The organism is Mesorhizobium sp. BR1-1-6 (genome assembly GCF_020165355.1).
Taxonomy (GTDB): Bacteria; Pseudomonadota; Alphaproteobacteria; order Rhizobiales; family Rhizobiaceae; genus Mesorhizobium.
Map to the genome: position 1 here is coordinate 38,102 of NZ_JAIUHZ010000002.1, position 21,988 is coordinate 60,089.

Sequence of the window (21,988 nt, forward strand, 5' to 3'; positions counted from 1 at the left end):
TCCCAAGTCCGGTCCAGATCAGGGCGGTCGCCAATGACCGCCCTTTTTTTGTCGGCCCTCCGTGCTTCTCCCAAAAACGAATTGCGCTTTTCGGTACCCGGCCAGGCTCCGAACCCTTGATAGGAATTTTTTCCTTGACGGGGTGACGGCAACTATGGTAGATATTTGGTTATGGTGCTGAGTTGCGCCAGGGACTCGCCGCAGGCGGGTTTTCCGTTCAATGCTCCCTCGACAGCGCGCGGTCGAAGGCCGGACGAAACCTGTCAGCTTGGATTCGTTGCCCTGGACACCAGCGTCCCGCTTGCCATCGCCGCCGTCATTTGCGATGCCTTTTGCCCCTGGACCACCTGAAAATCAGTCGAGCCAAATGCGGCGCAGCCGGAGGATATCTGCCATGACCGAAAAAACCGCCATCGTCACCGGCGCCGGCACGGGCATCGGCAAGAGCGTCGCCACCGCGCTGCTCAAAGCCGGCTGGAACACCGTGTTCTGCGGACGCCGGAAGGCGCTGCTGGACGAGGCGATCGCCGCGGCCGAGCAGACGGATGCCAAGGCACTGGCTGTCGCCTGCGACATCAGCAAGCCCGGCGAGGTCGATGATTTGTTCGAGACGGTGGCGGAGGCGTTCGGCCGCGTCGACCTGCTCTTCAACAATGCCGGCATGGGCTACAAGTCGGCGCCGATCGACGAGATCCCGGTCGAGGTGTGGAACGATATTGTGGGCGTAAACCTCACCGGTTCGTTCCTGTGCGCCCGCGCGGCCTTCCGCGCCATGCGCAAGCAGAAACCGATGGGCGGCCGCATCATCAACAACGGCTCCATCTCGGCCTACGCGCCGCGCCCGGGATCGGTGCCCTATACCGCGACCAAGCATGCCATCACTGGGCTGACCAAGACGCTGGCGCTCGACGGCCGCCCCTACGACATTGCCTGCGGCCAGATCGACATCGGCAATGCGCTGACCGACATGGCGCAACCGATGACGGTCGGCGTGCCACAGGCCAACGGCTCCATTGCCGCCGAAGCGGTGATGGACGTCCAGCACGTGGCCGACGCCGTCGTCCACATGGCCAGCCTGCCGCTCGAGGCCAATGTGCTGTTCATGACCGTGATGGCGACCAAGATGCCGTTCGTGGGCAGAGGCTGACGAAGCCTTTATTTTTGCGCAATTCCCAAGGGAAAGCGCTACGCGCTTTTCCCGGGAAAACCTCTACGCACTTTTTCTGGAGTTGCCTTAGGCCCCCGCCAGCGCCACGCCCGGCAGATAGAGCGCGATCGGGCGGATCTCGTAGACGGCGGTCGGGTTGACGCGGCGCAGATCGCGCGCGATGGCGATCGCGTCATCGCGCTTGGCGCAATCGACGACATAGAGGCCGAGAAGCTGTTCCTTGGTCTCGGCGAAGGGGCCGTCGATGACGATCCCGTCGCCGGGTCCGCGCAAGGTGCAGGCCGACTGGGTCGCTCCAAGCCGCGCCGAGGGGCCGAGGCTGCCGTTCGCATAGAGCCCGTCGTGGATCTTGAGCAGGTCGGTCATCAGTGCCGCATCTTCCTGCGGCGTCAGTGCCTTGATCGCGTCTTCCACGTGATAGGCAAGAATTGCATAAAACATCGAGGCACCCCATTTCGATCCTGATCCAACGATCGTAGCGGCTCCCCGCACGCAGGCACAGTCTTTGGCCTTGCGCCTCCCGACGCATCATGACATTGCCATGCCGCCAGCGGCAATCGATGCGGACTCGCGGCGAACGCCGGAGGCCTCACTTGGCCAGGAACGCTCCGATCCTGTCCAGCGCGCGCAAAATGTTCTCCTCGGAATTGGCGTAGGAGAGCCTGACATAGCCCTCGCCGAGAATGCCGAAATCGGGGCCGCCGATCAGTGCCACGCCGGCGTCGTCGAGCAGGGCGGAGGCCAGTTGCTTCGCCTTCCAGCCGGTCTTCGACACGTTGGGGAAGGCATAGAAGGCGCCCTTGGGCGTGATGCAGGATATGTTTGGCAGGGCGTTCAGTCCCTCGACCACGATCTTCCTGCGGCGATCGAAGGCGCGCATCATCTTTTCGACGTCGTCCTGCGGGCCGTCTATGGCGGCGATGCCGGCGAATTGGCTGGGCGCGTTAACGCAGGACCAGCAATTGACCGCCAGCTTGCGCACCTTGTCGTAGAGATGGGCGCCCTTGTCGCCGTTCGGCCAGATCGACCAGCCCATGCGCCAGCCGGTCATCGCCCAGGTCTTCGACCAGCCGTTGAGCACGATCAGCCGGTCGCGGATTTCGGGAAACTCGAGCAGCGAGCAGTGTTTTTCGCCATCATAGGTCATCACGTCATAGATTTCGTCGGAGAGGATGGCCACTTGCGGATGTGCCTCCAGTCCCTTGACCAGCTTCTCGATCTCGGCCCGCGGCGTGACGCCGCCGGTCGGGTTGGCCGGCGAATTGAGGATCAGGAGCCGCGTCTTCGAGGTGATCAGCGCCAGCGTCTCATCGGCCGAGAAGGCAAAGCCGTTCTCCTCGCGCATCGGCACGGGGATGGGTGCCGCACCGGTGAACTCGATCATCGAGCGGTAGATGGGAAAACCGGGATCGGGATAGAGGATCTCGGCGCCAGGTTCGCCGAACATCAGGATGGCGGCGAACATGGTCGGCTTGCCGCCGGGCAGGATCATCACCGCCTCGGGCGATACCTCGACCCCGGTCGTGGTCAGCGTGCGGCGCACCACCGCCTCGCGCGTCGCCAACAGGCCGTTCGCCGGCGTGTAGCCGTGGTGGCCGTCGCGCAGCGCCTTGATCGCCGCCTCGACAATGTGCTGCGGCGTCTTGAAGTCGGGCTGGCCGATGCCGAGATTGACGATGTCGCGGCCTTGTTGGGCGAGTGCCGTGGCCCTCGCGAGCACGGCGAAGGCGTTTTCCTCGCCGAGACGATCGAAGGCCGAAATCGTGTGGAGCATTTTTCCCGTCCGTGTGGTTCTTGCTATGCGGTTGCGTTTTTGTGAGCTTCGGCCCGCAAAAGTCAAACGGATTGGAGCTTTCGGTGTCGGAAAATCTCAAGGACTGGCAACCGCGTCCGCGCCCGGAGCGCAAGGTGCTGGAGGGCCGCTATGTCAGGCTTGAGCCGCTGAGCGCCGCGAAGCATGGCGATGGCCTCTATGAAGCGTCTTCCGTGGCCGACGTCGATGGCCGCTTCGCCTGGCTGCCCGACTATCCGCCGGAAACCCGCGCCGCCTTCCAGCCTTGGCTGGACAAGGTGGAGGCGAGCGAGGATCCGCTGTTCTTCGCCGTCATCGACAAACCGAGCGGCAAGGTCGCCGGGCGCCAGACGTTGATGCGCATCGATCCGGCCTATGGCGTCATCGAGATCGGCAACATCTATTGGGGGCCGCTCATCGCGCGCAAGCCGGCGGCGACCGAGGCGCAATTCCTGTTCATGAAATACATTTTCGACGAGCTCGGCTATCGCCGCTACGAATGGAAATGCAACAACCGCAACGAGCCGTCGAAGCGCGCAGCGGAACGGTTCGGCTTCAAGTTCGAGGGCATTTTCCGCCAGCACCTGATCGTCAAGGGTGAAAACCGCGACACCGCATGGTATTCGATCATCGACAAGGAATGGCCGGCCTTGCGCAAAGCCTACGAGGCGTGGCTCGATCCGGCCAATTTCGACGGTGCCGGCCAGCAGAAACGACGGCTCGAGGATTTTCGCGCGGAATTCGGCGCTTGAGCTGAATCCGGGCATGGGAGTTTGCCATTGGCGCACAGTGACGACGACAGCCGGCACGACGGCAGCCGGCACGACCACAGCGGGCACGGCTACAGCGGGCACGGCCACAGCGCGCATAGTCATGGCTCGACCGACAAGAAGCGCGTTTTGATCGCGGCCTGCCTGACGGCGGGCTTCATGGTGGCGGAGGCGCTTGGCGGTCTTTTCACCGGCTCGCTGGCGCTGCTGGCCGATGCCGGCCACATGCTTGCCGACGCCATTGCGCTCGGCCTTGCCTGGTACGCGTTTCATCTTGCGGACCGGCCGGCGACCGTCCGCCTGACCTATGGCTTCGGCCGGGTCAAGACGCTGGTGGCCTACACCAACGGCATCGCCATCTTCGTCATCGCGCTGTGGATCGTCTACGAGGCGTGGGAGCGCCTGCAGACGCCGGCGCCGGTGCTGGGCGGGCCGATGCTGGTGGTGGCGATCCTCGGCCTGCTGGTCAACATCGGCTCCTTCCTGGTGCTGCATGGCGGCGACCGTGAGAGCCTCAACATGCGCGGCGCCATACTGCATGTGCTCGGCGACCTGCTCGGCTCGGCCGCGGCAATCGTGGCGGCGATCGTCATTCTGGCGACCGGCTGGACCCCGATCGATCCGATCCTGTCGGTGCTGGTCTCGCTGCTGATCCTGTCCACGGCATGGTCGCTGATGCGCGCGGCCGCCCACGTCCTGCTCGAAGGGGTGCCGCCGAGCCTCGACCGGGACCTGATCGCCAGCGACATCGCGACGACGGTCCAGGGGGTGCGCGAGGTGCACCACATGCATATCTGGTCGATCGACGGCACCAGCAGCATGGCGACGCTGCATGCCTGCCTCAACGAGGGCGTGGACGCGCACAAGGCGGTCAGCGCGATCAAGAAGCGGCTTGCGTCGGAGCATGGCATCAGCCATGCCACGGTGGAACCTGAATTCGGCCAGTGCGCCGACGACGGCGACGAGCACGACCATGGTCATGACCATGATCACCACCAGGGGCATGACGCGGCTTTGCATCATGGCCACCATCACTGACGCAGGGAACCCAAGCGCCTTGAATCCGAGCTCGACGACCCCTGGCCACGCCGGGACAGCATAATGGATCGCGATACCAAGAACGCCGCCATCGCCGCGCTGTCGATCATGCTGCTGTTCGGCATTGCCGTTTATTTCCTGCCAAACATCATGCTGGCCCTCGGCGGCCTTTCGACCGTGCTCGCCGGCATCTTCGGCACCGCGTTCGTGCTGGCGTTTTTCTTGGTGTTCTGGCTGCGCGCGCGCAGCCAACGCAAAAATCAGAGCAAATAAGGGAAGTTCGACATGCGCATTCTGATCACGGGCGCCGCCGGCATGGTCGGCCGCAAGCTCATTGCACGGCTGGCAAAGGACGGCAGGCTGCGCGGCCAGAAGATCTCCGCGCTCGACCTGCACGACATCGTACCGCCACAGGCGCCGGCCATCGATGGCGTCAGCATCCACAGCCATACCGGCGATCTCGCCGAGGCGGGCGCCGCCGAGAGGCTGGTCGCGTCGCGGCCCGACGTCGTGTTCCATCTCGCCGGCATCGTATCGGGCGAGGCGGAAGCCAATTTCGATCTCGGCTACCGCGTCAATCTCGACGGCACGCGCGCCTTGTTCGATGCCGTCCGCCTGGCTGGGTTTGCGCCGCGCGTCGTGTTCACCTCGTCGATCGCGGTGTTCGGCGCGCCGTTCCCGGACGTCATTCCCGATGAATTCCACACTACGCCGCTGACCTCCTACGGCACGCAGAAGCAGATGAGCGAGGCGCTGCTGGCCGACTATTCCAGGCGCGGCTTCTTCGACGGCATCGGCATCCGGCTGCCGACCATCTGCGTGCGGCCGGGCAAGCCGAACAAGGCGGCCTCCGGCTTCTTCTCCGGCATCATCCGCGAGCCGCTGAACGGTCAGGAGGCGATCCTGCCGGTGCCGCGCACCGTCGTCCATACCCACGCCAGCCCACGCTCGGCGGTGAATTTCCTGATCCATGCGGCCGGGATCGACGGCGCCGCCGTCGGGCCGCGCCGCAACCTGACGATGCCAGGCGTCGCCGTCACCGTCGGCGAGCAGATCGAGGCGCTGGAACGCATCGCCGGGCCGAAGGCGGTGAGCCTGATCCGCGAGGAGCCGGACGAGACGATCTGGGCGATCGTCAAGGGCTGGCCGACGCGGTTCGAGGCGCGGCGGTCAAGGGAACTCGGCTTCAGTGCCGAGAAGAGCTTTGACGAGATTATCCGCGCTCATATCGAGGATGAACTCGGCGGCAAGGTGTATTGATATTCAGGTGATGCCGGCCTGCGAACGGCTGATACCTGCGCTTCCGGTGCTCACGTACTTTAAGTACGCTCCGCTCCGGTTCTCGATATCAACCGTTCTCGGCACGGCCTGACCTGAATCTCAACACACCTTGGGGCGCTACTTCCGGGTCAAACGCCACCCGTCAGGCTCGCCGACAGCAGCAGCAGTCCGAACAGGAACACGAAGGCGGCGCCGCCGATCTCGACGATCGAATGGATGCGGTTGCCCATGCGGCCGTCGCCGGCGAAATACACCGCCCAGTTCTTTGCGGTCACCGCGATCGTGGCCAGCGCCGAGACGGTTATGGCGGTGCCGATCGACATCGCCAGCACCGACAGCAGGCCGCCGAGCCACAGGCCATTGAGCAGGGCGAAGCTGAGCACGATCAGCGCGCCGGAGCAGGGGCGGATACCGACCGCGGCCACCGCCGTCCAGGCGGTGCGCCAGTCGAAGCGGTCGCCGGACAGCAGCGCCGGATCTGGCGCATGCGAGTGGCCGCAGGTCTCGCAGACCTCGCCCGCCGCGTGCGCGTGATCGTGCGCGCCATGATCGTGGTGATGGTCATGCGCGCCGTGGTCATGGTGATCGTGCGAATGGTCATCCCCATGGTCGTGATGTTCATGCCCATGCAGCGCGTTCGCCGAATGGCTGTGAGCGGCATGCGAATGGCCCGTGTGACCTGTATGACCGGCATGCGAATGGCCCGCATGGGAATGCCCCGCGTGAGCCGCCGACAGGCTGTAGGCGGGACCTCTGCCGAACAGGCGCAGGACGGAGGGGCCGAGCTTGCGCCACAGCAGCCAGGCGCCGAACAGGGTGACGAAGACGAAGCTCATGATCTCCATGAACCAGGCCGCGTCGGTCATCGAGACGGCGGTGCCGCGCAGGACGAAATAGGCGACTGCCATGACCGCGACCGCGGTCAGGCCCTGCAGCAGGGCCGAGACGAACGACAACAGGATGCCACGCCGCAGCGCCACTTCGTTGGCGACCATGTAGGACGAGATCACCGCCTTGCCGTGGCCGGGGCCGGCGGCGTGGAAAATGCCGTAGGCGAAGGACAGGCCGATGAGCACCCAGAGCTTGCTGTTGTCCTGGCGCATCGCCTTCATCGCCGTGGCGAGCGCGCGATAGAATTCCTGCTGCCGCAGATTGATCCACATCAGGATGTGGGCGAACGGGCCGGTGGTCGGCGCCATGCCATCGTTGACGCCGATGCCGAGCGAGCTCTGGGCATGAGCCGAGCCGGCGAAATGCACCATCGCGAAGCTGATGGCCAACAGGCCGAATGCCAAACGCAGGGATGGTCTCATCACCGGGTTCATCCTTCTGGCTGACAGGTCAGTTCGAGCTTGGTGGCAAAGATCTTGCTCATGTCGGTGCCTGTCGGGTCGTTGAAGAAGGCGTCCGTCAGGGTCTTCTGGTTTTCCTTGATGGCCTCATCCGGGTCGGGGCGGACCACCTTGTCGGTGCAGTTCGGGGGCAGGCCCTCGACCGTGATGTTGGCGTCCTCGGTGAAGTCGATCGCCGTGTAGAAGGTCGGATCGTAGACGCCGATATCGATCTTGCCGGTGAGCTTGATCGGCGCCTTTGGTTCGGACTCGAACAGGATGATCAGCTGGTCGTTGTCGAAATTGGCCATCAGATGCGGCGGCGGCGTCATCGGCACGTCCTTGCCGTCCTGGGTGACGAGCTGGAAGTAGTTGAATTCGGCCAGCGAGGCGTGGACCGTGTCCGCGACCTCCTTCAACTCCTTGTCGTCAAGCTTCAGGTCGGAATTCTTGTCAAACTCCATCATGACAGTGCTGGAAAACAGATCATCGAAGCGCCAGAGATGGCGCAGCGCTTTCACGCTTTGGTGATCCGGGGAGAGGATCACGTCGAGGCGGGCCTCGGCGAAAACGTGCGGATGCACCTCGGCCGGTCCAACGGCGGCCAATGTCGCCGCCAGGGCCGAAGCCAGCATGATTGCGTGCCGTTTCAGATGCATTCGCGGTCGCGATTCCCTTGGCTTCGGAGAGAAGTGGACAGTTACCAGAAAGGGGGCGAAAATGGGACCGCGCCGCAATTGAAGGCGGTCATGCGGTTTCGCGCGTCCTGAACCACTGGACCAGGAAATCGACGAAGACACGCACCTTGGCGGGCAAATAGCGCCGGTGCGGATAGACGGCGAAAATGCCGGCACCCGACAGGGTGCGGTCATCCAGCACCGTCACCAGCCGGCCGCTCGCAATATCCGGCACGGCGATGAAATCCGGCAGGATGGCAAATCCCAACCCCGACAGGGCAGCAGCCCGTGCCGCCATCGGGCTGTTGACTTCGATCGGGCCGGAGACCGAGACGCTCACCGTATCCTCGCCGTCTCCCTTGAATTGCCAGTTGTTCAAGCCGCGGCCATTGGTGTCGACGATGCAGGGCATGCGGCCGAGATCCTGCGCCCGTACCGGCATGCCATGTTTTGCGATGAGTTCGGGAGATGCGCACAGCCGCGTCGAGAACGGCGCCAGACGCCTGGCGATCAGCGACGAGTTCTCCAGGCGCGAGATGCGCACCGCGAGATCGAAGCCTTCCTCGACGAGGTCGACGAAGCGGTCGTCCAGCTGGATGTCGAGCACGATGTCGGGATATTGCTTGGCGAAGTCGATCAGCGACTGGCCGATCGGCGCGTCGGCGAAGGTGCGCGGCGCAGACAGCTTGATCCTGCCGCGCACATCGCCGGAGGATTCGCGCACGGCGTCGGCAAGACTGTCGACCTCGCGCACGATCTCGGAGGCGCGGCGATAATAGGTGTGGCCGGCCTCGGTCATCGAGAACTGGCGGGTGGTGCGGTTGAGCAGCAGCGCGCCGAGCTCGTCCTCCAGCTCGCGCACATATTTCGACAGCAGCGCCTTGGAGCGGCCGATCTTGCGCGCCGCCGCCGAAAAGCCCTCGGCCTCGACCACGTCGATGAAGGCGCGCATGCGGGTCAGTGTGTCCATGAATCAGGCCTTTCGTGCGGCATCGAGATTTCGGCCGAGCCGTATCAGGGCAATGTCGCCGCCGGAAGGGCCAGCGACAGGCCCGACCACCGATAGCTTGCGAGGGTGCCGAAGGGCGTCGAGAGGGGCGTGCGTGCCTGTCATCGTTCGATATCCGGATACGGTGAAACCAACATTGTTCGATGCCGGAATTTTTACAACCTGCGATACGATTTTTATTGATTGTGAATCTCTCTGCCCCTATATCGCGCTTGCCCAAAGTCGCACGTGCCTGTGGGTGTCCGCCGACCCTCTGAATGGTGAGGGAAATCGGTAAGGTAACTGGAGCCAACCCCTCCAGTCGGTTTAGCGGCCAACCGCCAGACCGAGGACACCTTGAAGCAACGACGGTGCGGGCCTTTCTGGTTCTCTGCCGGTTGTCCAAAGACCGGGGTTACTGAAGAGGCACACCATCATTGCCGGCAGTGCGGAACGGGGTTCTCCCAGTCCAAGCCAAGGCAGACAAAGCGAACCGAAGCCGGGCAAGGCCAAGGTTCATCGCCGCGAGACGGCGTTTCATGGTTCCGGGGTCTCCACCGGCTGGTTCCATGGATTTCCGTCCCGCCTTTGTCCACCGCGTGTTCGCGAGGCCGACAGCCCGCGTCCGCACCCTTGTGCGCGCCGAAAGGCGTGATGGAGAAACCCGATGGCCACGCAGCGCATCCTCGACTTCCTCGCCACCCGACGTCCGACCGGTCCTTGCCTCGTCGTCGACCTTGATGTCGTGCGCGACAATTTCCGCGCCTTCGAGAAGGCGCTGCCCGATTCCAGGATCTACTATGCGGTGAAAGCAAACCCGGCGCCGGAAATCCTGCGCCTCCTTGCTGCGATGGGCTCGTCCTTCGACACCGCTTCCGTTGCCGAAGTCGAGATGGCGATGGACGCCGGTGCGCCGGCGGACCGCATCTCCTTCGGCAACACCATCAAGAAGGAGCGCGACATCGCGCGCGCCTACCAGCTCGGTATCAAGCTGTTCGCCGTCGATTGCGTCGAGGAGGTCGAGAAGATCGCCCGCGCCGCTCCAGGCGCCCGCGTGTTCTGCCGCGTGCTGACCGATGGCGAGGGCGCCGAATGGCCGCTGTCGCGCAAGTTCGGCTGCGTGCCTGCGATGGCTGTCGACGTGCTGCGCCATGCCAAGGCGCTCGGGCTCGACGCCTATGGCGTGTCGTTCCATGTCGGCTCGCAGCAGACCGACCTGACGGCCTGGGATCGCGCGCTGGCCGACGCCAAGACCGTGTTTTCGACGCTCGCCGAGGAAGGCATCGTCTTGAAGATGGTCAATATGGGCGGCGGCTTCCCGACGCGCTACCTGCGCGACGTGCCGGCGGCCCAGGCTTACGGCCAGGCCATCTTCTCGGCGCTGCGCAAGCATTTCGGCAACGCCATTCCCGAGACCATCATCGAGCCGGGCCGCGGCATGGTCGGCAATGCCGGCGTCATCAAGTCGGAAGTCGTGCTGATCTCGAAGAAGGCGGACAACGACAATGTGCGCTGGGTGTTCCTCGACATCGGCAAATTCGGCGGCCTGGCCGAGACGATGGACGAGGCGATCCGCTATCCCCTAGTGACCGCGCATGACGGCACGGAAACCGCGCCTTGCGTGCTCGCCGGCCCGACCTGCGATTCGGCGGACGTGATGTATGAGAAGACGCCCTATCCGCTGCCTCTGTCGCTGACCATCGGCGACGAGGTGCTGATCGAAGGCACCGGGGCCTACACGACCACCTATTCGGCGGTCGCCTTCAACGGCTTCGAGCCTCTCCGATCCTACGTGATCTGACGGTTCGAAAGAACCGTCGGATCATCCCAGGTGGGCGTTTGTCGCCCATCCGGGCTCGCCTGTGGAACAGTCTCCGCTCGTGAATGGATCGCGGAAATGGACATTGCAAATTTCGTTGTCGAAGGCGCTGCGCGCGACATCTCCCCTTCAGAGGTGGAGATGGTCACGAACTGGCCGGAGGGGTTTGTCTCAGCCGCCTCGACGTCTCTTGGACCGCATGGGGCTAGCGCTTCACGCGCGGCGAACCCCTCTGTCGCCTTCGGCGACATCTCCCCCTCGAGGGGGGAGAGTGCCCGTGCTTTCGCCATCGTTGCCGAAACGCCTGATGACATCGCGGCGCGCGAGGCGTTGCTCGATGCCGCCATGGGGCCGAAGCGCAAGACGAAGTCGTCGGAGAAGCTGCGGCGGGGCCGGCGGCCCTCGGAAGGCCTGGCTTTCGTCGCGCGCGACGCATCGGGCGCCGTGATGGGCACGGTGCGGCTCTGGGACGTCACGCTGGGCGAGGGCGGTCCGGCAGCACTGTTGCTTGGGCCCCTGGCGGTCGCTCCTTCGCTCAAGAGTGCCGGCATCGGCTCGGCGCTGATGCGCCATGCGGTCGCCGAAGCCGCGCGTCTCGGCCACGCGGCGATCCTGCTGGTCGGCGACGCGCCCTATTACGGCCGCTTCGGCTTCTCAGCCGCAAAGACCGGTTCGCTGGCCATGCCCGGCCCGTATGAGCGGCATCGGCTGCTGGCGGTGGAACTGGTGGAGGGCGCGCTCGACGGCGTCCATGGCACGCTGAAGGCCGCGGGGCGCAAGCTGAAGACGCTGGCGGCCTGAGGCGCTGAGCCCCAAACGAACGAAAAACGCCGCCCGAAACGGCGGCGTTTTCGTCCCGAGAACAGTCTCGGCGGTCTTCTGTCTCAGCCGATCAACTGGCTGAGCGCCATGGCGACAGACATGTCGCCTTCGACCTTTATCTTGCCGGTCATGAACGCCATGGTCGGGTTGAGATCGCCCGATATCAGCGAGTCCAGATCGTCGAGCGAGAGCTTGATGGTACAGTCGGCGGGGCCGTCGGCGGTCGAGACATCGGCGCCGTCGATGACGATGACGCCATCGCCGCCGGTGTCGAATTTCACGGAACGATCGAACCCGCTGCTGGCCACGCGCGACCTGATCTTGTCGGCAATCTCCTGAACGCTCACGCTGTTCTCCTGTCTGGTTGCATCTGCCTGTTCGGTTGCATCTGCTTATCTGGTTGCATCTGTCGCGCCACGACACATCGATCCGCCCGAGGGCCATGCATCTTCGCGGCCACGGTCGCTGCCGCATATAGCTTTGGATTGACGTTTACGTCAACGCGGATTGCAGGGCCTGGTTCCTATCGCCGCAGCCGGGCGAGGAACCGATCACCGTCCCTGGCCAGTGGTATCCCGATGGCTCAATGCGACTTGAACGCCTTGGTCATCTCGGACGCAGTGGCGCCGGCTTCCTGCCGGCGGCGCAACCAGTTGTCGCGTATCTCATCCTTGCTCAGGAAATTGACCTGATCGACCAGAACCTCATGCACCAGTGTGGCGCCGACGCGTGTGTTGACGGTATCGCGGATCGCGGCGCGGAAGGCGTCGAGGTCGATCGTCTCCTTCTTGGTGAAGTCGATCTGCGGATTGGAATAGAGGTAGGAATAGACCTGGTCGGTGATCAGCGCCTCGGCCGGGATCGACAGTTTCTTGATCTGCTCGGGTTCGACCGTGTAGACCAACTTGGTCAGGAAATAACCGTCGATCCTGGCGTTGCGGATCAGCGGCACCGAGATGACCTCGGTCTTGACGTAGTCCAGCCCGCCCAGCATCGGCTTCGGCTTTTCGCCGACGCCGCGTTCGCCGGCGGCCTGGAACGAATAGAACACCGCGCCGAGGGTGGCGACGCAGATCCAGACCGCGATGGCGATGACCTTGACCATTCAGGCACCCGAGCCGGCGACCACCGCGCGCTAACCGCGCGCCCGGCCGAACTCGCCGGCGGAATAAGTGCCGTCGGTTTCGGCGCGCTGGATGGCGGTGCGCAACAGGCCAGCGACCTCGTTGACGGCGCTCAGATGCGCCAGGATCGCTGCCTCGTTCTTCGCAAGCTTCTGGCGAAGCCGGACAAGGCCTTCGCGGTGCTGTTCGAGGAACTCGGCTTCGCTGCCGCCGCGCATGGCACGGGTCAGTTCATAGAGATAGCGGCTCTTGCGCGCGTTCGATGCCTTGAGGTCGTAGCCGGTGTCGCTGCGCAGCCCGGCCGTTTCTTGCTCGACGACTTCCTCGATGCGGCCGATGATGGCGGCAAGGTTTCCGGGCCGCGCGAGTGCGACCGGGGCTTCCGATGTGGCCGTGCGCGCCGGCAGGTTGGCGGTGAATTCCGAAAAGTCGGCCATGGCGTTTCCCAGTCTAGATCTTGATGTCTGTCTTTGTGGTCGTTTCATCGCCGGTCATGGACCTGGCGGCCTTGCGCTGCAGCTCCTGGACGAGCGAGGTGGACAGACGGCTCTGCCGGTCGATCTCGGTCTTTTCAGGCCCGCCGGAGACCGGGCCGATCGGCACCTTGCGCTTGCCTTCGAGATAATGGTCGGCGAGCAGCGATTTGGCGATGCCGATGCCGCCGCGCTCGGCCATGACGTCGGCGACGCGCTCGGCGAGCTGCGATTTCCACATGTCGCCGGCCAGGCCCTTGCCGTACACGCCCTCGGTGTCCTTGGGCATCATGTTCTGGATGAAGGTCTGGAGCACCATGGCTTCGAATTTCTTGAACTTCCTGGATGGATCGGCCGCCACGGTCTGGTCGGCGGTGGCGCGCGACAGCATCGTCCCGGCCGAAGCGGCATCGACCGAAAAGCTGCCGGCAACGCCGCCCGCATGCCTGGTCAGCGCGGCGCGCGCGGCCGCGAGATCCGCCGGCTCGGCTGCTCGGGCAACATCCATCACGATGTCGCTGGGGGGAGAGATCGCCAAGAAGTCCGCCTTTTATCGGTTTTCCTTGGCCAGACCATGCCTCAACAAGCTTGTGGCAGGCTTGCGGGGGGAGGGAGCAGGATCAGGGTTCTCTGCATCCAGCCGCGTAGCCAGATTTCAACAACGCATGTCGCGTAAAAAGTGGCTTCCGGTTTTGCGAGAACGACCTGCAGAAAGCGTTTCGCCCGAATCCGTTCGAACGTGACGCGCTTCAGGACGGGGGAAGACCGGCCCTCGACAGCATTTCAAGGAACCGGGAATGGTGATGATCCTTCACATAGCGCGGCACAAAGCCAGGGCAGACATTGCTCAGATTGAGATGCGGAAGTTGTGACAGGCAATGATGGATGGCCCGCGACGCTTCATCGCGATTGCCGGTTGCGGCCGCGGCCGCGGCCCAATAAAGCGCGCCACGAACGAAGCCCGGCTTTGTCCTGACCACCTTGCGCGCGACCTCGAGCGCCCGTTGATCGTCTCCGCCGGCAAACAACGCCATAACGAGCCCGTGGTGACGCCAGTAGTCGATGACGTCATGGGTCCCCAGCCGGATCGCCTCGTTCGCCTCGCGCACGGCTTCGCTGACCTGTCCGCGCAGCGCGAAGAGCATCGCAATATCGCCGTGGCCGCTCGGATAATTTGGGTTGAGGCTGATGGCGTGCCGGCATTCGACGATCGCCTCGTCGATACGACCGCAACTTTCGAGAGCGAATGACAAGATGCACCGGGCAATTTCATCGTCCGGCACCGCCCGCACCGCGGCCTCGGCAAGCGCCAGCGTATACTCGATATTGCCCTGCTCGCGGGGCAGCGCGCCAAACGCGATGCCCATGGAAATCATGATCGAGAGCGTCCGCTTCGCACGGGCGTTGTCGGGCCCTGTCGAGAGCGCCTTCGTCGCAAGTTCCATCCCGACCAGCAGCGAGTCGTGGGTCATCTCAAAATATTTCATGAGCGCCTCGTTCACCAACCTGCGCACTTCAGGGGGACCAGGCGGACTCTTGTCGCGGACCTTCCAGTTGGTCAGTTGAAGTTCGAGGATCACCGCCAGAACGACGGACTGGGCGATCCTGTCCTGGAATTCGAGCGCATTCTCGGAGTGGCCGTCGAACTTCTGGGCCCAGACATGATGACCGCCGACGGCATCGACAAGCTGGATGTTCACCCTCAGCCCATTGCCGGATCTCTGGATGCTGCCGCTGAGCACATATTGTGCCCGCAGCGCTCCCGGCGCTTTACCTTCCTGGCGCGGGCCGAGCTTATCTGTCGGGGGAACCGCGGAGAGCACGACATAGTCGGCCACCTCGGAAAGAGCTGTCGTGATGTCCTGGACCAGTCCCTTGGAGAAAAAATTGTCGCCTTGTTTTCCGGTCAGATTGGTGAAGTCGGCAACGCCAATGGAAGGGTGTCCGAGGCGATGGCTGGCCGCAACACCACTTGCCGACGGCGCGTGTGACGCCGTGTCGGAAGCAAGCAGCAGGGACTGCCATAGTGCCCGCGTCTCTGGGCCGGCTTCGACGCCGAACTCCTTCTTCAGCATGCTTCTGCAGGCCTCGTATGTCCTGAGCGCCTTGTCGCGTTGACCACAAGCAAGGAGCAATTCCATCTTGAGCCGATAGGATTCTTCCCGCGCCGGATCCATGGCCAGGACGCGATCGGCCAGGACGAGGCCCGCTTCAGCGTCGACGAGGCGAGCCAGTTTCTCGAATGATTCAAGCGCACGACCGAGCAACCTGTCGCGTTCCGACGCGACCCAGTCGTCGAAGCCATTGCTTCCCACATGGAGACCGTCGAGAAACGGGCCAGTGTAGTTCGCCAGAGCCTTTTCGAGTTCCTGCGCGGAGCGGGCCGATAAACCCGTCTCGAACTCCTCCACATCGACCCGAAACGCCTCTGGCCTGAGGTGGATCAACTCTCCGGTGGAATGGATAAGATCGACACCCGAGAGATCGCGGCGCAGGACGCTGAGGGTTTGGCGAAGACTGTTGCGCGAATGCCCGCCATCGCTGTCGCCCCATAGCAGGTCAGCCAGTTTTTCCCGCGTCGCTGCCATGCCCGGACATCGGGCCAGATAAGCAACGATTGCCGGGCCGCGTTTCCCGACCAGTCGAAGCGGGCCAGTTGTTTCAATACGGAAGCCGCCGAAGAGTGAGATTCTATTTGCAGCGCCGCCGTCGTCACTTTGCATCTGCTGCCTCAGCCTGACGAAATTCTAACGCAAATCTAACGTTCCGCAATCGTCCGTCACCGCGCTTCAAACGCCCCCGTGACGGCAGGTCATTTAGACTTCGCTAAATTAGGCGGCCAAGTCAACGCAATGCTTGGTTCAAGGGGGGCGCGTGTCCAGAACAAGAGCCAATTTGCTGCTGCTCCTTGCAGCCGCATTGTGGGGCTTCGGCAACGTCTCGCAAAAGACGGTGCTGGTCCATCTCGACGCCATGAGCGCGGTAAGTCTGCGTTGCCTGATCGGCGGGCTGCTGGTGCTGCCCTTCGTCTTGACCGAAAGGCGAGTGGCGATCGGGGCGGGCTATTTTCCGAGCCTGGCCAGGGTGGGCGTGCTGTTCGCCATCTCCATCACGCTTCAGCAGCTTTGCTATGTCGGAGCCTCGGTCACCAATGCAAGCTTTCTGGTGAGCACGGCAACCGTAATGACACCTCTGGCCGCCTGGTTGCTCGTCGGCGAGCGTCCGACAGCGGGCCTCACGATCGCTGCCGGGCTGACCCTGGTCGGAGCCCTGCTTTTGTCGGATGGGATCGGCGGCCTCGGCAGCGGCGATCTCACCGCCATCCTGTCGGCTGCCTGCTATGCGCTCTGGGCGGTCGAGCTCGGCCGGCACATGCAGGCCCATGCGCGGCCGTTCACCGCCGCCGCCGCACAATTCCTCGGCGCCGCAGTCTTCGCCCTGCCGCTTGGGGCAATGCAAGGCAACCTGTCGCTGGCCGCCGCATTCGCAGCCGGTCCGGAATTGGCGATACTCGGCGTCTTCTCCACCGCGATAGCCTTCGGCATACAGACGGTTGCCCTGCGCTTCACGCCGGCCAGCCACGCCGCCGTGATCGTCAGTGCCGAAAGCGTTTTCGGGGCGCTGGGCGCGGCGATCTTTCTGGGCGAGCGGAGTTCGTGGCCGGGCGCCTTGGGAGCGGCGATCATTCTCGGTGCGATCCTTTCGGTAGCACGATCGAACCGAACGCCGCAGGCACGTGAGTCCTTGCGGACCGCTTCGAACCAACTCTTCGACATTGCCCCTGCCTTTGCAACAGCGCCGGCAAGCGGGGCAGGCGAACGCCGCGTCAACAGTTCAGGTCCGGTGGAGGAATGCGATGACCACTGCCGCTGATGCGAACGTCGCCGTGTCGAGCGCGGCCGGACAGGCCGCGGGGGCGCTGCGATGAACGCGTGGACAGTCCTTCTTCCGCTCGCACATTTGAGATCGGCCCTTGGTGCCCGCATGAACGGACCCGGCGGCTATTACAACAGTGGCAACGCGCTTGGCCTCATCGCAGGTCTTGCAACCCAAATTGCGGCCGCGCCAGTCGGCCCGCATGAGGAAAGCGCTGTCATCGCGGCGGTGATGGACTATTTCGCGGGCAGCCATGGCACTGTTGCGCTCACCTTGGCTACCCTCGTCTTTTTCTGCGGCGGCGAAGCCTACCACCGGGCTTGGGCAAAGCCGGATGTCCCCGATCCCACCCTCAATCGTCTGGGCGACTTCCTCTCGGGATTAGGCGCAATCGGGCTCGGCATCGCGCTCTTGCTGCTCGGCGACCCGCTGCTTGCGGCGACGTCCGGCCTGCTGCATGCGCTCGGCAAGTTCGGCAGCACCTTTCACAGGCCGGGCAGGCCGGTTCCGGTGTGGCCGACCGCCTGGCCCGATCCGTTCCGCAGTGCGGTGCTCGCCAGCAGGTTGCCGGCAGTGGTGGCGACAACCGTCGCCCTCGGCCAGGCTTTGCCGGTGGTCTGGTCGGGCGAGTCCTTCGCGGCACTCATCATGCCGCTGACGTTACTCGGCTGTTATCTTTTGTGGACCAAGGCCGATCTGCTGCTGTTCGGCGTTGGGTCCAAGGTCCCTCGTCAAATTTCCACATGTTGAAAATGGGCGGCTTTGACAACGATCGGTTGTCGAGATGGAGAATGGGCATGTTTACAGATATGTATCAGGACGCCGGTCCCTCTTCTGGAGCGGTCTCCTTTCGCGGGCGGGTGCAGTCGATAGGCGGGGCCAATCTTTTTTCGCCGACAAAGACATCGGGAAGTGGGCTGGCAAAGCGAGCCAATTCACTCCTGAGACTGGCGGGGATACTTGCAGCTTCTGCGTTCTGGAATCTCCCGGCGCATGCAGCGAATGTCGACGTCGCCATCGTGTTCGCGGTCGACTTCTCGGCATCGATTGATCCAAAGATCGCCGATCTGCAACGCGAGGGACATGCCGCGGCACTCACTTCGCCCGAGATCATCGCCGCCATCGGCCGGAATTACGTCGGCTGCATCGGCGTGGCCTACTTTGAATGGTCGAGCCCCGGACACGCACGCACCGTACTGCCGTGGACAAGCATTTGCGGACTGGAAGATGCAAGAGCGGCGGCGGCGGAGATCAGCAGGAAAGGGGATACCGGCGTCATCCGCCGAGGGCGAGCCGGAACATCGGTTTCCTCGGCTATCGACATTGGCAGTCTTCTGCTGGACCAGTTTCCTGGAAATGCCGCCAAGAAGGTCATCGATATCTCTTCCAATGGTGAGAACAACGACGGACTTCCTGTTCAGCCGAGCAGGCTGAACGCCATTGCCAAGGGATATACGATCAACGCCATCGCCATTCCCACCGAAGACGACGATCCCGGCAATCCGCTGGCATCCTATTTTGCCAAATCGGTCATTGGCGGCTCTCAGGCCTTCGTCATGACGCCGAAAGGGCCAAACGACTACAGCACGGCGCTTCGCCGCAAGCTGGTCACGGAAGTAAGCATGAACAACGAAGGGCAATTCCCGCAACCGGCGGACGGGCGCTCTTCTCAACCGTAATTCCGGACAGTGGCGCATTGCTGCACGTCCGCGTAGGGGCCGAGAGCAGACGGCGGCTCCTGGCATCTATCCACGGCCGCTCGTCGATCTTGACCTCGGCCCGGTCGATCGGGGCACCCCAGGCGGCTCCGACGATCCGACAATCGCCGCCGATATGAGTCACCCGAGCCGGCGCCGATTTGAGGCCGGCTCAGCCGCGGCGACCCTCATGCCACCGCGGCGGTGGGACGCGGCTCATCCGATCGAGCGGAGCACACCACCGTCGACGCGCAACGCGGCGCCGGTGGTCGCCGAGGCCTGCTCGGAGCAGGTGTAGACGACCATGTTCGCGACTTCCTCGGTTGTCGCGAACCGGTTGATGAGCGTGGTCGGACGCAGCGATTTCAGGAAATCATGCTCGGCGTCCGTTTGCGTGATGCCCTGCTCCTTCGCGGTGGCCTTCATCCAGTCGCCAAGAATCTCGGAGTCGGTCGGCCCCGGCAGGACAGCGTTGACCGTGACGCCGGTGCCACCGACAAGTTCGGCCAGCCCGCGCGACACGGCCAGCAACGCGGTCTTGGTCATGCCGTAGTCGATCATCTCCTTGGGGAATGGCGAGCGCGGACTCGCTGCTCATGAAGACGACCCGTCCCCACCCGCGCTCGACCATACCCGGCATATAGTGGCGCGCGGCGCGCACGCCGCTCATCACGTTGAGCTGGAAGAGGTCGAGCCATGCGGCGTCGTCCTGCTCGAAGAAGCCATTGGGACGCGCAGTGCCAACATTGTTGACGAGGATGTCGGCATCCGGCGCCTGTGCCGCGAGCGCCGCCGAGCCCTCGGCTGTCGCGAGATCGGCGGCAATGCCGGTGAGGTCGGCGCCAGGCAGCAGCGCGCGCAGTTCCCGGAGCGTCGCGGCGACCCGCTCTTCCGTACGTCCATTGACGACGACGGCGGAGCCTGCGCGCGCCAGCCCTTCGGCGATCGCGCGGCCGATGCCGGCGGTCGATCCGGTGACGATGGCCTTGCGGCCCTTGAGTTCGATGTTCATGCCCTTGATCTCCGATTATAGGTGGCCAGACGACCGGACGGATGGCCCGGAGGTCAGCTGATGCCGCTCAGCTAGATAAGCCGCGCGAGCGCACGCAGGCGTTCCGATGCTAGTGCCGAAGGATGCCGAGCCCGGTGCTTGCCTAGCGGCCGAACATACGGGCCAATGCCTGGCCAACAGCCCCAAATCTCATGGTGGAATAGCTCATCGCGCTTCTCCTTCGGGCGGACGCATCGCCGCTGCCCCACGCCAAGAGGTAGGCATGCCCAGGCGCGCCATGCAGTCGGAAGACACGCACTACGGTGGTGCGAAATCGCACCGGAGGCTTCACGTGACGACGCGAACTTCTCCATGATCGACTGGGACGGTATCCGTTACTTCTTCGCAGTCGCGCGCGACGGTTCGGTCCGAGCGGCGAGCAATGGATCAGGCGCCGCTGCCCGCATGGTTCAGATGGCGACTGTCTCGCGAACCTGATCGGCCGCCGCATCCAGAAAAGCCTGCGCGAGGTCGGGGTCGTTGACCACCCGCGAGAGCATGACCGCGCCGACCATTGTCGAGAGAACGGCCATTGCCTTGTTGCCGGCCTTTTCGCCGTCGTCCTCGCCAACCCAACTGCCGAGCATCTCGAGATACTCCCTGATGCCGGCCTCGAATGAGGCCTTCACCTCGGCGCCTTGCCTGGCCGCATCCGAGCCGAGCGCGACGACCGGGCAGCCGTCCATCTTTTCCGCGCGATGATCCATACTGAGGTAGAATGAGATCACCCCGTCGAGCGGTTTCCCAGGGTTTGCCGCTGTCGCGGCCGACCACTTGTCGGTGGCGCTTTCCATCGCGCGCCTGGATGCCTGCGCCGCCAGGTCGTCCTTTGACTCGAACTGCTTGTAAAAGGCGCCCTGGGTCAGCCCGGCGCCCTTCATCAGATCCTTGAGGCCAATGCCGTCAAAGCCTCGCTCCCGAAAAAGGCGGCTTGCCACATTAATCACGGTTTCGCGGTTTTCCGCGGCCTGAGTGCGACTTACGCGCATCGCCATCTCCTTTTTAGATTGCATTCGTAATCTATACATTATATAGAGGTCGAACGCAATCCAAAAAAGGAGATATGAGATGATCCGCAAAACCCTGAGTGCGTCCGTTCTGGCCGCGATGTTTCTTGCGAACCCGGCTTTTGCCGAGGAAGCGACCATCGGACGGCCGATCGAAGCTGCCAGCCTGCACGAGGGACAGCTCGACATGGTGGTCTACTACGTCCCGGTCGACGGCGGCCTGCTGGAGGTCACCGCCACCTTCGCGCCGAAGATCGGAGGTGATCCGCTGCGCTTCGTCATGGGCCTTGCTGACGGCGACTCCGTGGCCTTTTCCATGCCGGGCCACCAGGATTCGCTTTACGCGTTCTCAAGGTCGGGCGAGGAGGTCACGATCTCGACCGAGACCGACACATACCTGCGAGCCGACGCGACAATGCGCTGACGCGCAGACCCTGCGTGGCGTCGGCTGCGTCCGAACAGCTCGCCACAGGTACCTTCGATCGCGCTACCGAATGAGTTGGAGGAGAGTGATATGCTATATAGTTATTTTGTCGAGAAATCGATCCGAAAGAGCTTCGATGACGTCAACAATCATCGCTGGGATGCGGCGGTGAAAGCACTCGCGCCGCATGTCCATCATCGGGTTGGCGGCGCCCACGCGCTTGGTGGAGAGCGCCACGACAAGGAAGCCCTGCGCCGCTGGTTTGAACGCCTCGGCCGTGTTCTGCCCACCCTCCATCTCACGGTCAATCACATCTGGGTGGAGGGCTGGCCATGGCATACCACTGTGTTTGCCCAGTGGGATGGCACCGCGACCCTGCTCAACGGCGACACGTCGTACATCAACCGAGGTCTCCACGTGTTTACCCTGCGGTGGGGCAGGGTCCATGCGCTGGAGGAATTTTACGATTCACAGGCAGCGGCTCGCGGTCTTGCCCTCCAAGCGGCAGCGGGCCTCGAAGAAGCTGCCGCCGAACAGATAACAAGCTAGCTGAAACGTCGCCTTTTTACGATCCTCCGCAATGCGGAGGCTCGGCACATTCTTCGACAGGCTGTACGGGCGGCTTCTGGGTAGACGCGAAATTGCATCCA

The 21,988-nt window shown here is 63.6% G+C and carries 23 protein-coding genes and 1 pseudogene; 12 read left to right on the forward strand and 12 right to left on the reverse strand.

The genetic code is table 11. From position 1 onward, the window contains the following. Positions 1–394 precede the first annotated feature (394 nt). Complete coding sequence (locus tag LB545_RS05365; protein WP_140513668.1) at positions 395–1,147, forward strand: SDR family oxidoreductase; 753 nt, start codon at positions 395–397, stop codon at positions 1,145–1,147. Positions 1,148–1,234: 87 nt separating this feature from the next. Here the strand turns inward: LB545_RS05365 and LB545_RS05370 are convergent, their stop codons facing one another. Together LB545_RS05370 and LB545_RS05375 are read right to left on the reverse strand one after the other, a co-directional pair. After that, positions 1,235–1,609 carry a YciI family protein gene (locus LB545_RS05370; RefSeq protein ID WP_140496262.1) on the reverse strand — a complete coding sequence of 125 codons (375 nt, stop codon included), beginning with the start codon at positions 1,607–1,609 and terminating at the stop codon, positions 1,235–1,237. Positions 1,610–1,757: 148 nt separating this feature from the next. Beyond that, positions 1,758–2,942: a pyridoxal phosphate-dependent aminotransferase gene (locus LB545_RS05375; RefSeq protein ID WP_140513667.1), complete on the reverse strand. Its 1,185-nt coding sequence runs from the start codon at positions 2,940–2,942 to the stop codon at positions 1,758–1,760. A gap of 83 nt (positions 2,943–3,025) precedes the next feature. On the opposite strand from LB545_RS05375, the gene LB545_RS05380 reads away from it, so the two are divergent. From LB545_RS05380 to denD, 4 genes are read left to right on the forward strand one after another with little or no spacing between them, the layout of a single operon-like run. Then, entirely contained in the window at positions 3,026–3,712 is a 687-nt protein-coding gene (locus LB545_RS05380; protein WP_140513666.1) for a GNAT family N-acetyltransferase, read from the forward strand. Positions 3,713–3,739: 27 nt separating this feature from the next. Continuing rightward, positions 3,740–4,768 (forward strand): cation diffusion facilitator family transporter, encoded by a 1,029-nt coding sequence (locus LB545_RS05385; RefSeq protein WP_140556580.1) that lies wholly within the window; start codon positions 3,740–3,742, stop codon positions 4,766–4,768. Between the two features lie 60 nt (positions 4,769–4,828). Continuing rightward, positions 4,829–5,041, forward strand: coding sequence for a hypothetical protein (locus LB545_RS05390; protein WP_140513664.1), 213 nt, complete (start codon positions 4,829–4,831; stop codon positions 5,039–5,041). Positions 5,042–5,053: 12 nt separating this feature from the next. Beyond that, positions 5,054–6,028 carry a D-erythronate dehydrogenase gene (gene denD / locus LB545_RS05395; protein WP_140513663.1) on the forward strand — a complete coding sequence of 325 codons (975 nt, stop codon included), beginning with the start codon at positions 5,054–5,056 and terminating at the stop codon, positions 6,026–6,028. A gap of 149 nt (positions 6,029–6,177) precedes the next feature. On the opposite strand, the gene LB545_RS05400 is transcribed toward denD, so the two are convergent. From LB545_RS05400 to LB545_RS05410, 3 genes are all read right to left on the reverse strand, one after another. Then, a complete protein-coding gene (locus LB545_RS05400) occupies positions 6,178–7,374 on the reverse strand; it encodes a nickel/cobalt transporter (protein WP_140556582.1) in 1,197 nt (398 codons plus the stop codon). Continuing rightward, positions 7,371–8,039: a DUF1007 family protein gene (locus LB545_RS05405; protein WP_140556584.1), complete on the reverse strand. Its 669-nt coding sequence runs from the start codon at positions 8,037–8,039 to the stop codon at positions 7,371–7,373. Before LB545_RS05405 ends, LB545_RS05400 begins: the two co-directional genes overlap by 4 nt. Positions 8,040–8,127: 88 nt before the next feature. After that, positions 8,128–9,027: a LysR family transcriptional regulator gene (locus tag LB545_RS05410; protein WP_140496254.1), complete on the reverse strand. Its 900-nt coding sequence runs from the start codon at positions 9,025–9,027 to the stop codon at positions 8,128–8,130. A 685-nt stretch (positions 9,028–9,712) separates the two neighbouring features. On the opposite strand from LB545_RS05410, the gene odc2 reads away from it, so the two are divergent. Both odc2 and LB545_RS05420 read left to right on the forward strand, forming a co-directional pair. Next, positions 9,713–10,846, forward strand: a complete 1,134-nt coding sequence (gene odc2 / locus LB545_RS05415; protein ID WP_140513661.1) for an ornithine/lysine decarboxylase — start codon at positions 9,713–9,715, stop codon at positions 10,844–10,846. 159 nt (positions 10,847–11,005) lie between these two features. After that, positions 11,006–11,665 (forward strand): GNAT family N-acetyltransferase, encoded by a 660-nt coding sequence (locus LB545_RS05420; RefSeq protein WP_411971067.1) that lies wholly within the window; start codon positions 11,006–11,008, stop codon positions 11,663–11,665. Between the two features lie 83 nt (positions 11,666–11,748). Here the strand turns inward: LB545_RS05420 and LB545_RS05425 are convergent, their stop codons facing one another. The 5 genes from LB545_RS05425 to LB545_RS05445 all read right to left on the reverse strand — a co-directional run bounded on the left by LB545_RS05425 (position 11,749) and on the right by LB545_RS05445 (position 16,006). After that, positions 11,749–12,033, reverse strand: coding sequence for an SCP2 sterol-binding domain-containing protein (locus LB545_RS05425; protein WP_140556586.1), 285 nt, complete (start codon positions 12,031–12,033; stop codon positions 11,749–11,751). A gap of 236 nt (positions 12,034–12,269) precedes the next feature. Then, a complete protein-coding gene (locus tag LB545_RS05430) occupies positions 12,270–12,791 on the reverse strand; it encodes a hypothetical protein (protein ID WP_140496251.1) in 522 nt (173 codons plus the stop codon). A gap of 30 nt (positions 12,792–12,821) precedes the next feature. Further along, the gene (locus tag LB545_RS05435) at positions 12,822–13,247 is read right to left on the reverse strand and encodes a hypothetical protein (protein WP_140496250.1); all 426 of its coding nucleotides are present in this window, start codon (positions 13,245–13,247) and stop codon (positions 12,822–12,824) included. A 13-nt stretch (positions 13,248–13,260) separates the two neighbouring features. Next, positions 13,261–13,821: a rod-binding protein gene (locus LB545_RS05440; protein WP_224704598.1), complete on the reverse strand. Its 561-nt coding sequence runs from the start codon at positions 13,819–13,821 to the stop codon at positions 13,261–13,263. Positions 13,822–14,032: 211 nt separating this feature from the next. After that, on the reverse strand, positions 14,033–16,006 hold the full coding sequence (locus LB545_RS05445; protein ID WP_224704600.1) for a BTAD domain-containing putative transcriptional regulator: 1,974 nt from the start codon (positions 16,004–16,006) through the stop codon (positions 14,033–14,035). Between the two features lie 151 nt (positions 16,007–16,157). Between LB545_RS05445 and LB545_RS05450 the strand changes: the two genes are divergently transcribed. The 3 genes from LB545_RS05450 to LB545_RS05460 all read left to right on the forward strand — a co-directional run bounded on the left by LB545_RS05450 (position 16,158) and on the right by LB545_RS05460 (position 18,838). Further along, positions 16,158–17,156 carry a DMT family transporter gene (locus LB545_RS05450; protein ID WP_140896386.1) on the forward strand — a complete coding sequence of 333 codons (999 nt, stop codon included), beginning with the start codon at positions 16,158–16,160 and terminating at the stop codon, positions 17,154–17,156. A 111-nt stretch (positions 17,157–17,267) separates the two neighbouring features. After that, positions 17,268–17,909, forward strand: coding sequence for a hypothetical protein (locus LB545_RS05455; RefSeq protein ID WP_224704602.1), 642 nt, complete (start codon positions 17,268–17,270; stop codon positions 17,907–17,909). Beyond that, the gene (locus tag LB545_RS05460; RefSeq protein ID WP_318012525.1) at positions 17,903–18,838 is read left to right on the forward strand and encodes a DUF1194 domain-containing protein; all 936 of its coding nucleotides are present in this window, start codon (positions 17,903–17,905) and stop codon (positions 18,836–18,838) included. The genes LB545_RS05455 and LB545_RS05460 overlap by 7 nt, the downstream gene beginning before the upstream one ends. Positions 18,839–19,072: 234 nt before the next feature. On the opposite strand, the pseudogene LB545_RS05465 reads toward LB545_RS05460, so the two are convergent. Both LB545_RS05465 and LB545_RS05470 read right to left on the reverse strand, forming a co-directional pair. Next, positions 19,073–19,868 (reverse strand): annotated as a pseudogene (locus LB545_RS05465) (SDR family NAD(P)-dependent oxidoreductase). Positions 19,869–20,317: 449 nt separating this feature from the next. Then, positions 20,318–20,896 (reverse strand): TetR/AcrR family transcriptional regulator, encoded by a 579-nt coding sequence (locus LB545_RS05470; protein WP_224704860.1) that lies wholly within the window; start codon positions 20,894–20,896, stop codon positions 20,318–20,320. A gap of 79 nt (positions 20,897–20,975) precedes the next feature. On the opposite strand from LB545_RS05470, the gene LB545_RS05475 reads away from it, so the two are divergent. Next, the gene (locus tag LB545_RS05475; RefSeq protein ID WP_224704604.1) at positions 20,976–21,338 is read left to right on the forward strand and encodes a hypothetical protein; all 363 of its coding nucleotides are present in this window, start codon (positions 20,976–20,978) and stop codon (positions 21,336–21,338) included. A gap of 90 nt (positions 21,339–21,428) precedes the next feature. Further along, on the forward strand, positions 21,429–21,887 hold the full coding sequence (locus tag LB545_RS05480) for a nuclear transport factor 2 family protein (RefSeq protein ID WP_140513653.1): 459 nt from the start codon (positions 21,429–21,431) through the stop codon (positions 21,885–21,887). Positions 21,888–21,988 lie beyond the last annotated feature (101 nt).

Excerpts from the sequence above, each read along its gene's own strand:
- LB545_RS05365 (WP_140513668.1), top strand. The coding sequence starts at position 395 with ATGACCGAAAAAACCGCCATCGTCACCGGCGCCGGCACGGGCATCGGC.
- LB545_RS05370 (WP_140496262.1), bottom strand. The coding sequence starts at position 1,609 with ATGTTTTATGCAATTCTTGCCTATCACGTGGAAGACGCGATCAAGGCA.
- LB545_RS05375 (WP_140513667.1), bottom strand. The coding sequence starts at position 2,942 with ATGCTCCACACGATTTCGGCCTTCGATCGTCTCGGCGAGGAAAACGCC.
- denD (WP_140513663.1), top strand. The coding sequence starts at position 5,054 with ATGCGCATTCTGATCACGGGCGCCGCCGGCATGGTCGGCCGCAAGCTC.
- LB545_RS05400 (WP_140556582.1), bottom strand. The coding sequence starts at position 7,374 with ATGAACCCGGTGATGAGACCATCCCTGCGTTTGGCATTCGGCCTGTTG.
- LB545_RS05405 (WP_140556584.1), bottom strand. The coding sequence starts at position 8,039 with ATGCATCTGAAACGGCACGCAATCATGCTGGCTTCGGCCCTGGCGGCG.
- LB545_RS05410 (WP_140496254.1), bottom strand. The coding sequence starts at position 9,027 with ATGGACACACTGACCCGCATGCGCGCCTTCATCGACGTGGTCGAGGCC.
- odc2 (WP_140513661.1), top strand. The coding sequence starts at position 9,713 with ATGGCCACGCAGCGCATCCTCGACTTCCTCGCCACCCGACGTCCGACC.
- LB545_RS05420 (WP_411971067.1), top strand. The coding sequence starts at position 11,006 with ATGGTCACGAACTGGCCGGAGGGGTTTGTCTCAGCCGCCTCGACGTCT.
- LB545_RS05430 (WP_140496251.1), bottom strand. The coding sequence starts at position 12,791 with ATGGTCAAGGTCATCGCCATCGCGGTCTGGATCTGCGTCGCCACCCTC.
- LB545_RS05435 (WP_140496250.1), bottom strand. The coding sequence starts at position 13,247 with ATGGCCGACTTTTCGGAATTCACCGCCAACCTGCCGGCGCGCACGGCC.
- LB545_RS05445 (WP_224704600.1), bottom strand. The coding sequence starts at position 16,006 with ATGCAAAGTGACGACGGCGGCGCTGCAAATAGAATCTCACTCTTCGGC.
- LB545_RS05455 (WP_224704602.1), top strand. The coding sequence starts at position 17,268 with ATGAACGGACCCGGCGGCTATTACAACAGTGGCAACGCGCTTGGCCTC.
- LB545_RS05460 (WP_318012525.1), top strand. The coding sequence starts at position 17,903 with ATGTTGAAAATGGGCGGCTTTGACAACGATCGGTTGTCGAGATGGAGA.
- LB545_RS05470 (WP_224704860.1), bottom strand. The coding sequence starts at position 20,896 with ATGCGCGTAAGTCGCACTCAGGCCGCGGAAAACCGCGAAACCGTGATT.
- LB545_RS05475 (WP_224704604.1), top strand. The coding sequence starts at position 20,976 with ATGATCCGCAAAACCCTGAGTGCGTCCGTTCTGGCCGCGATGTTTCTT.
- LB545_RS05480 (WP_140513653.1), top strand. The coding sequence starts at position 21,429 with ATGCTATATAGTTATTTTGTCGAGAAATCGATCCGAAAGAGCTTCGAT.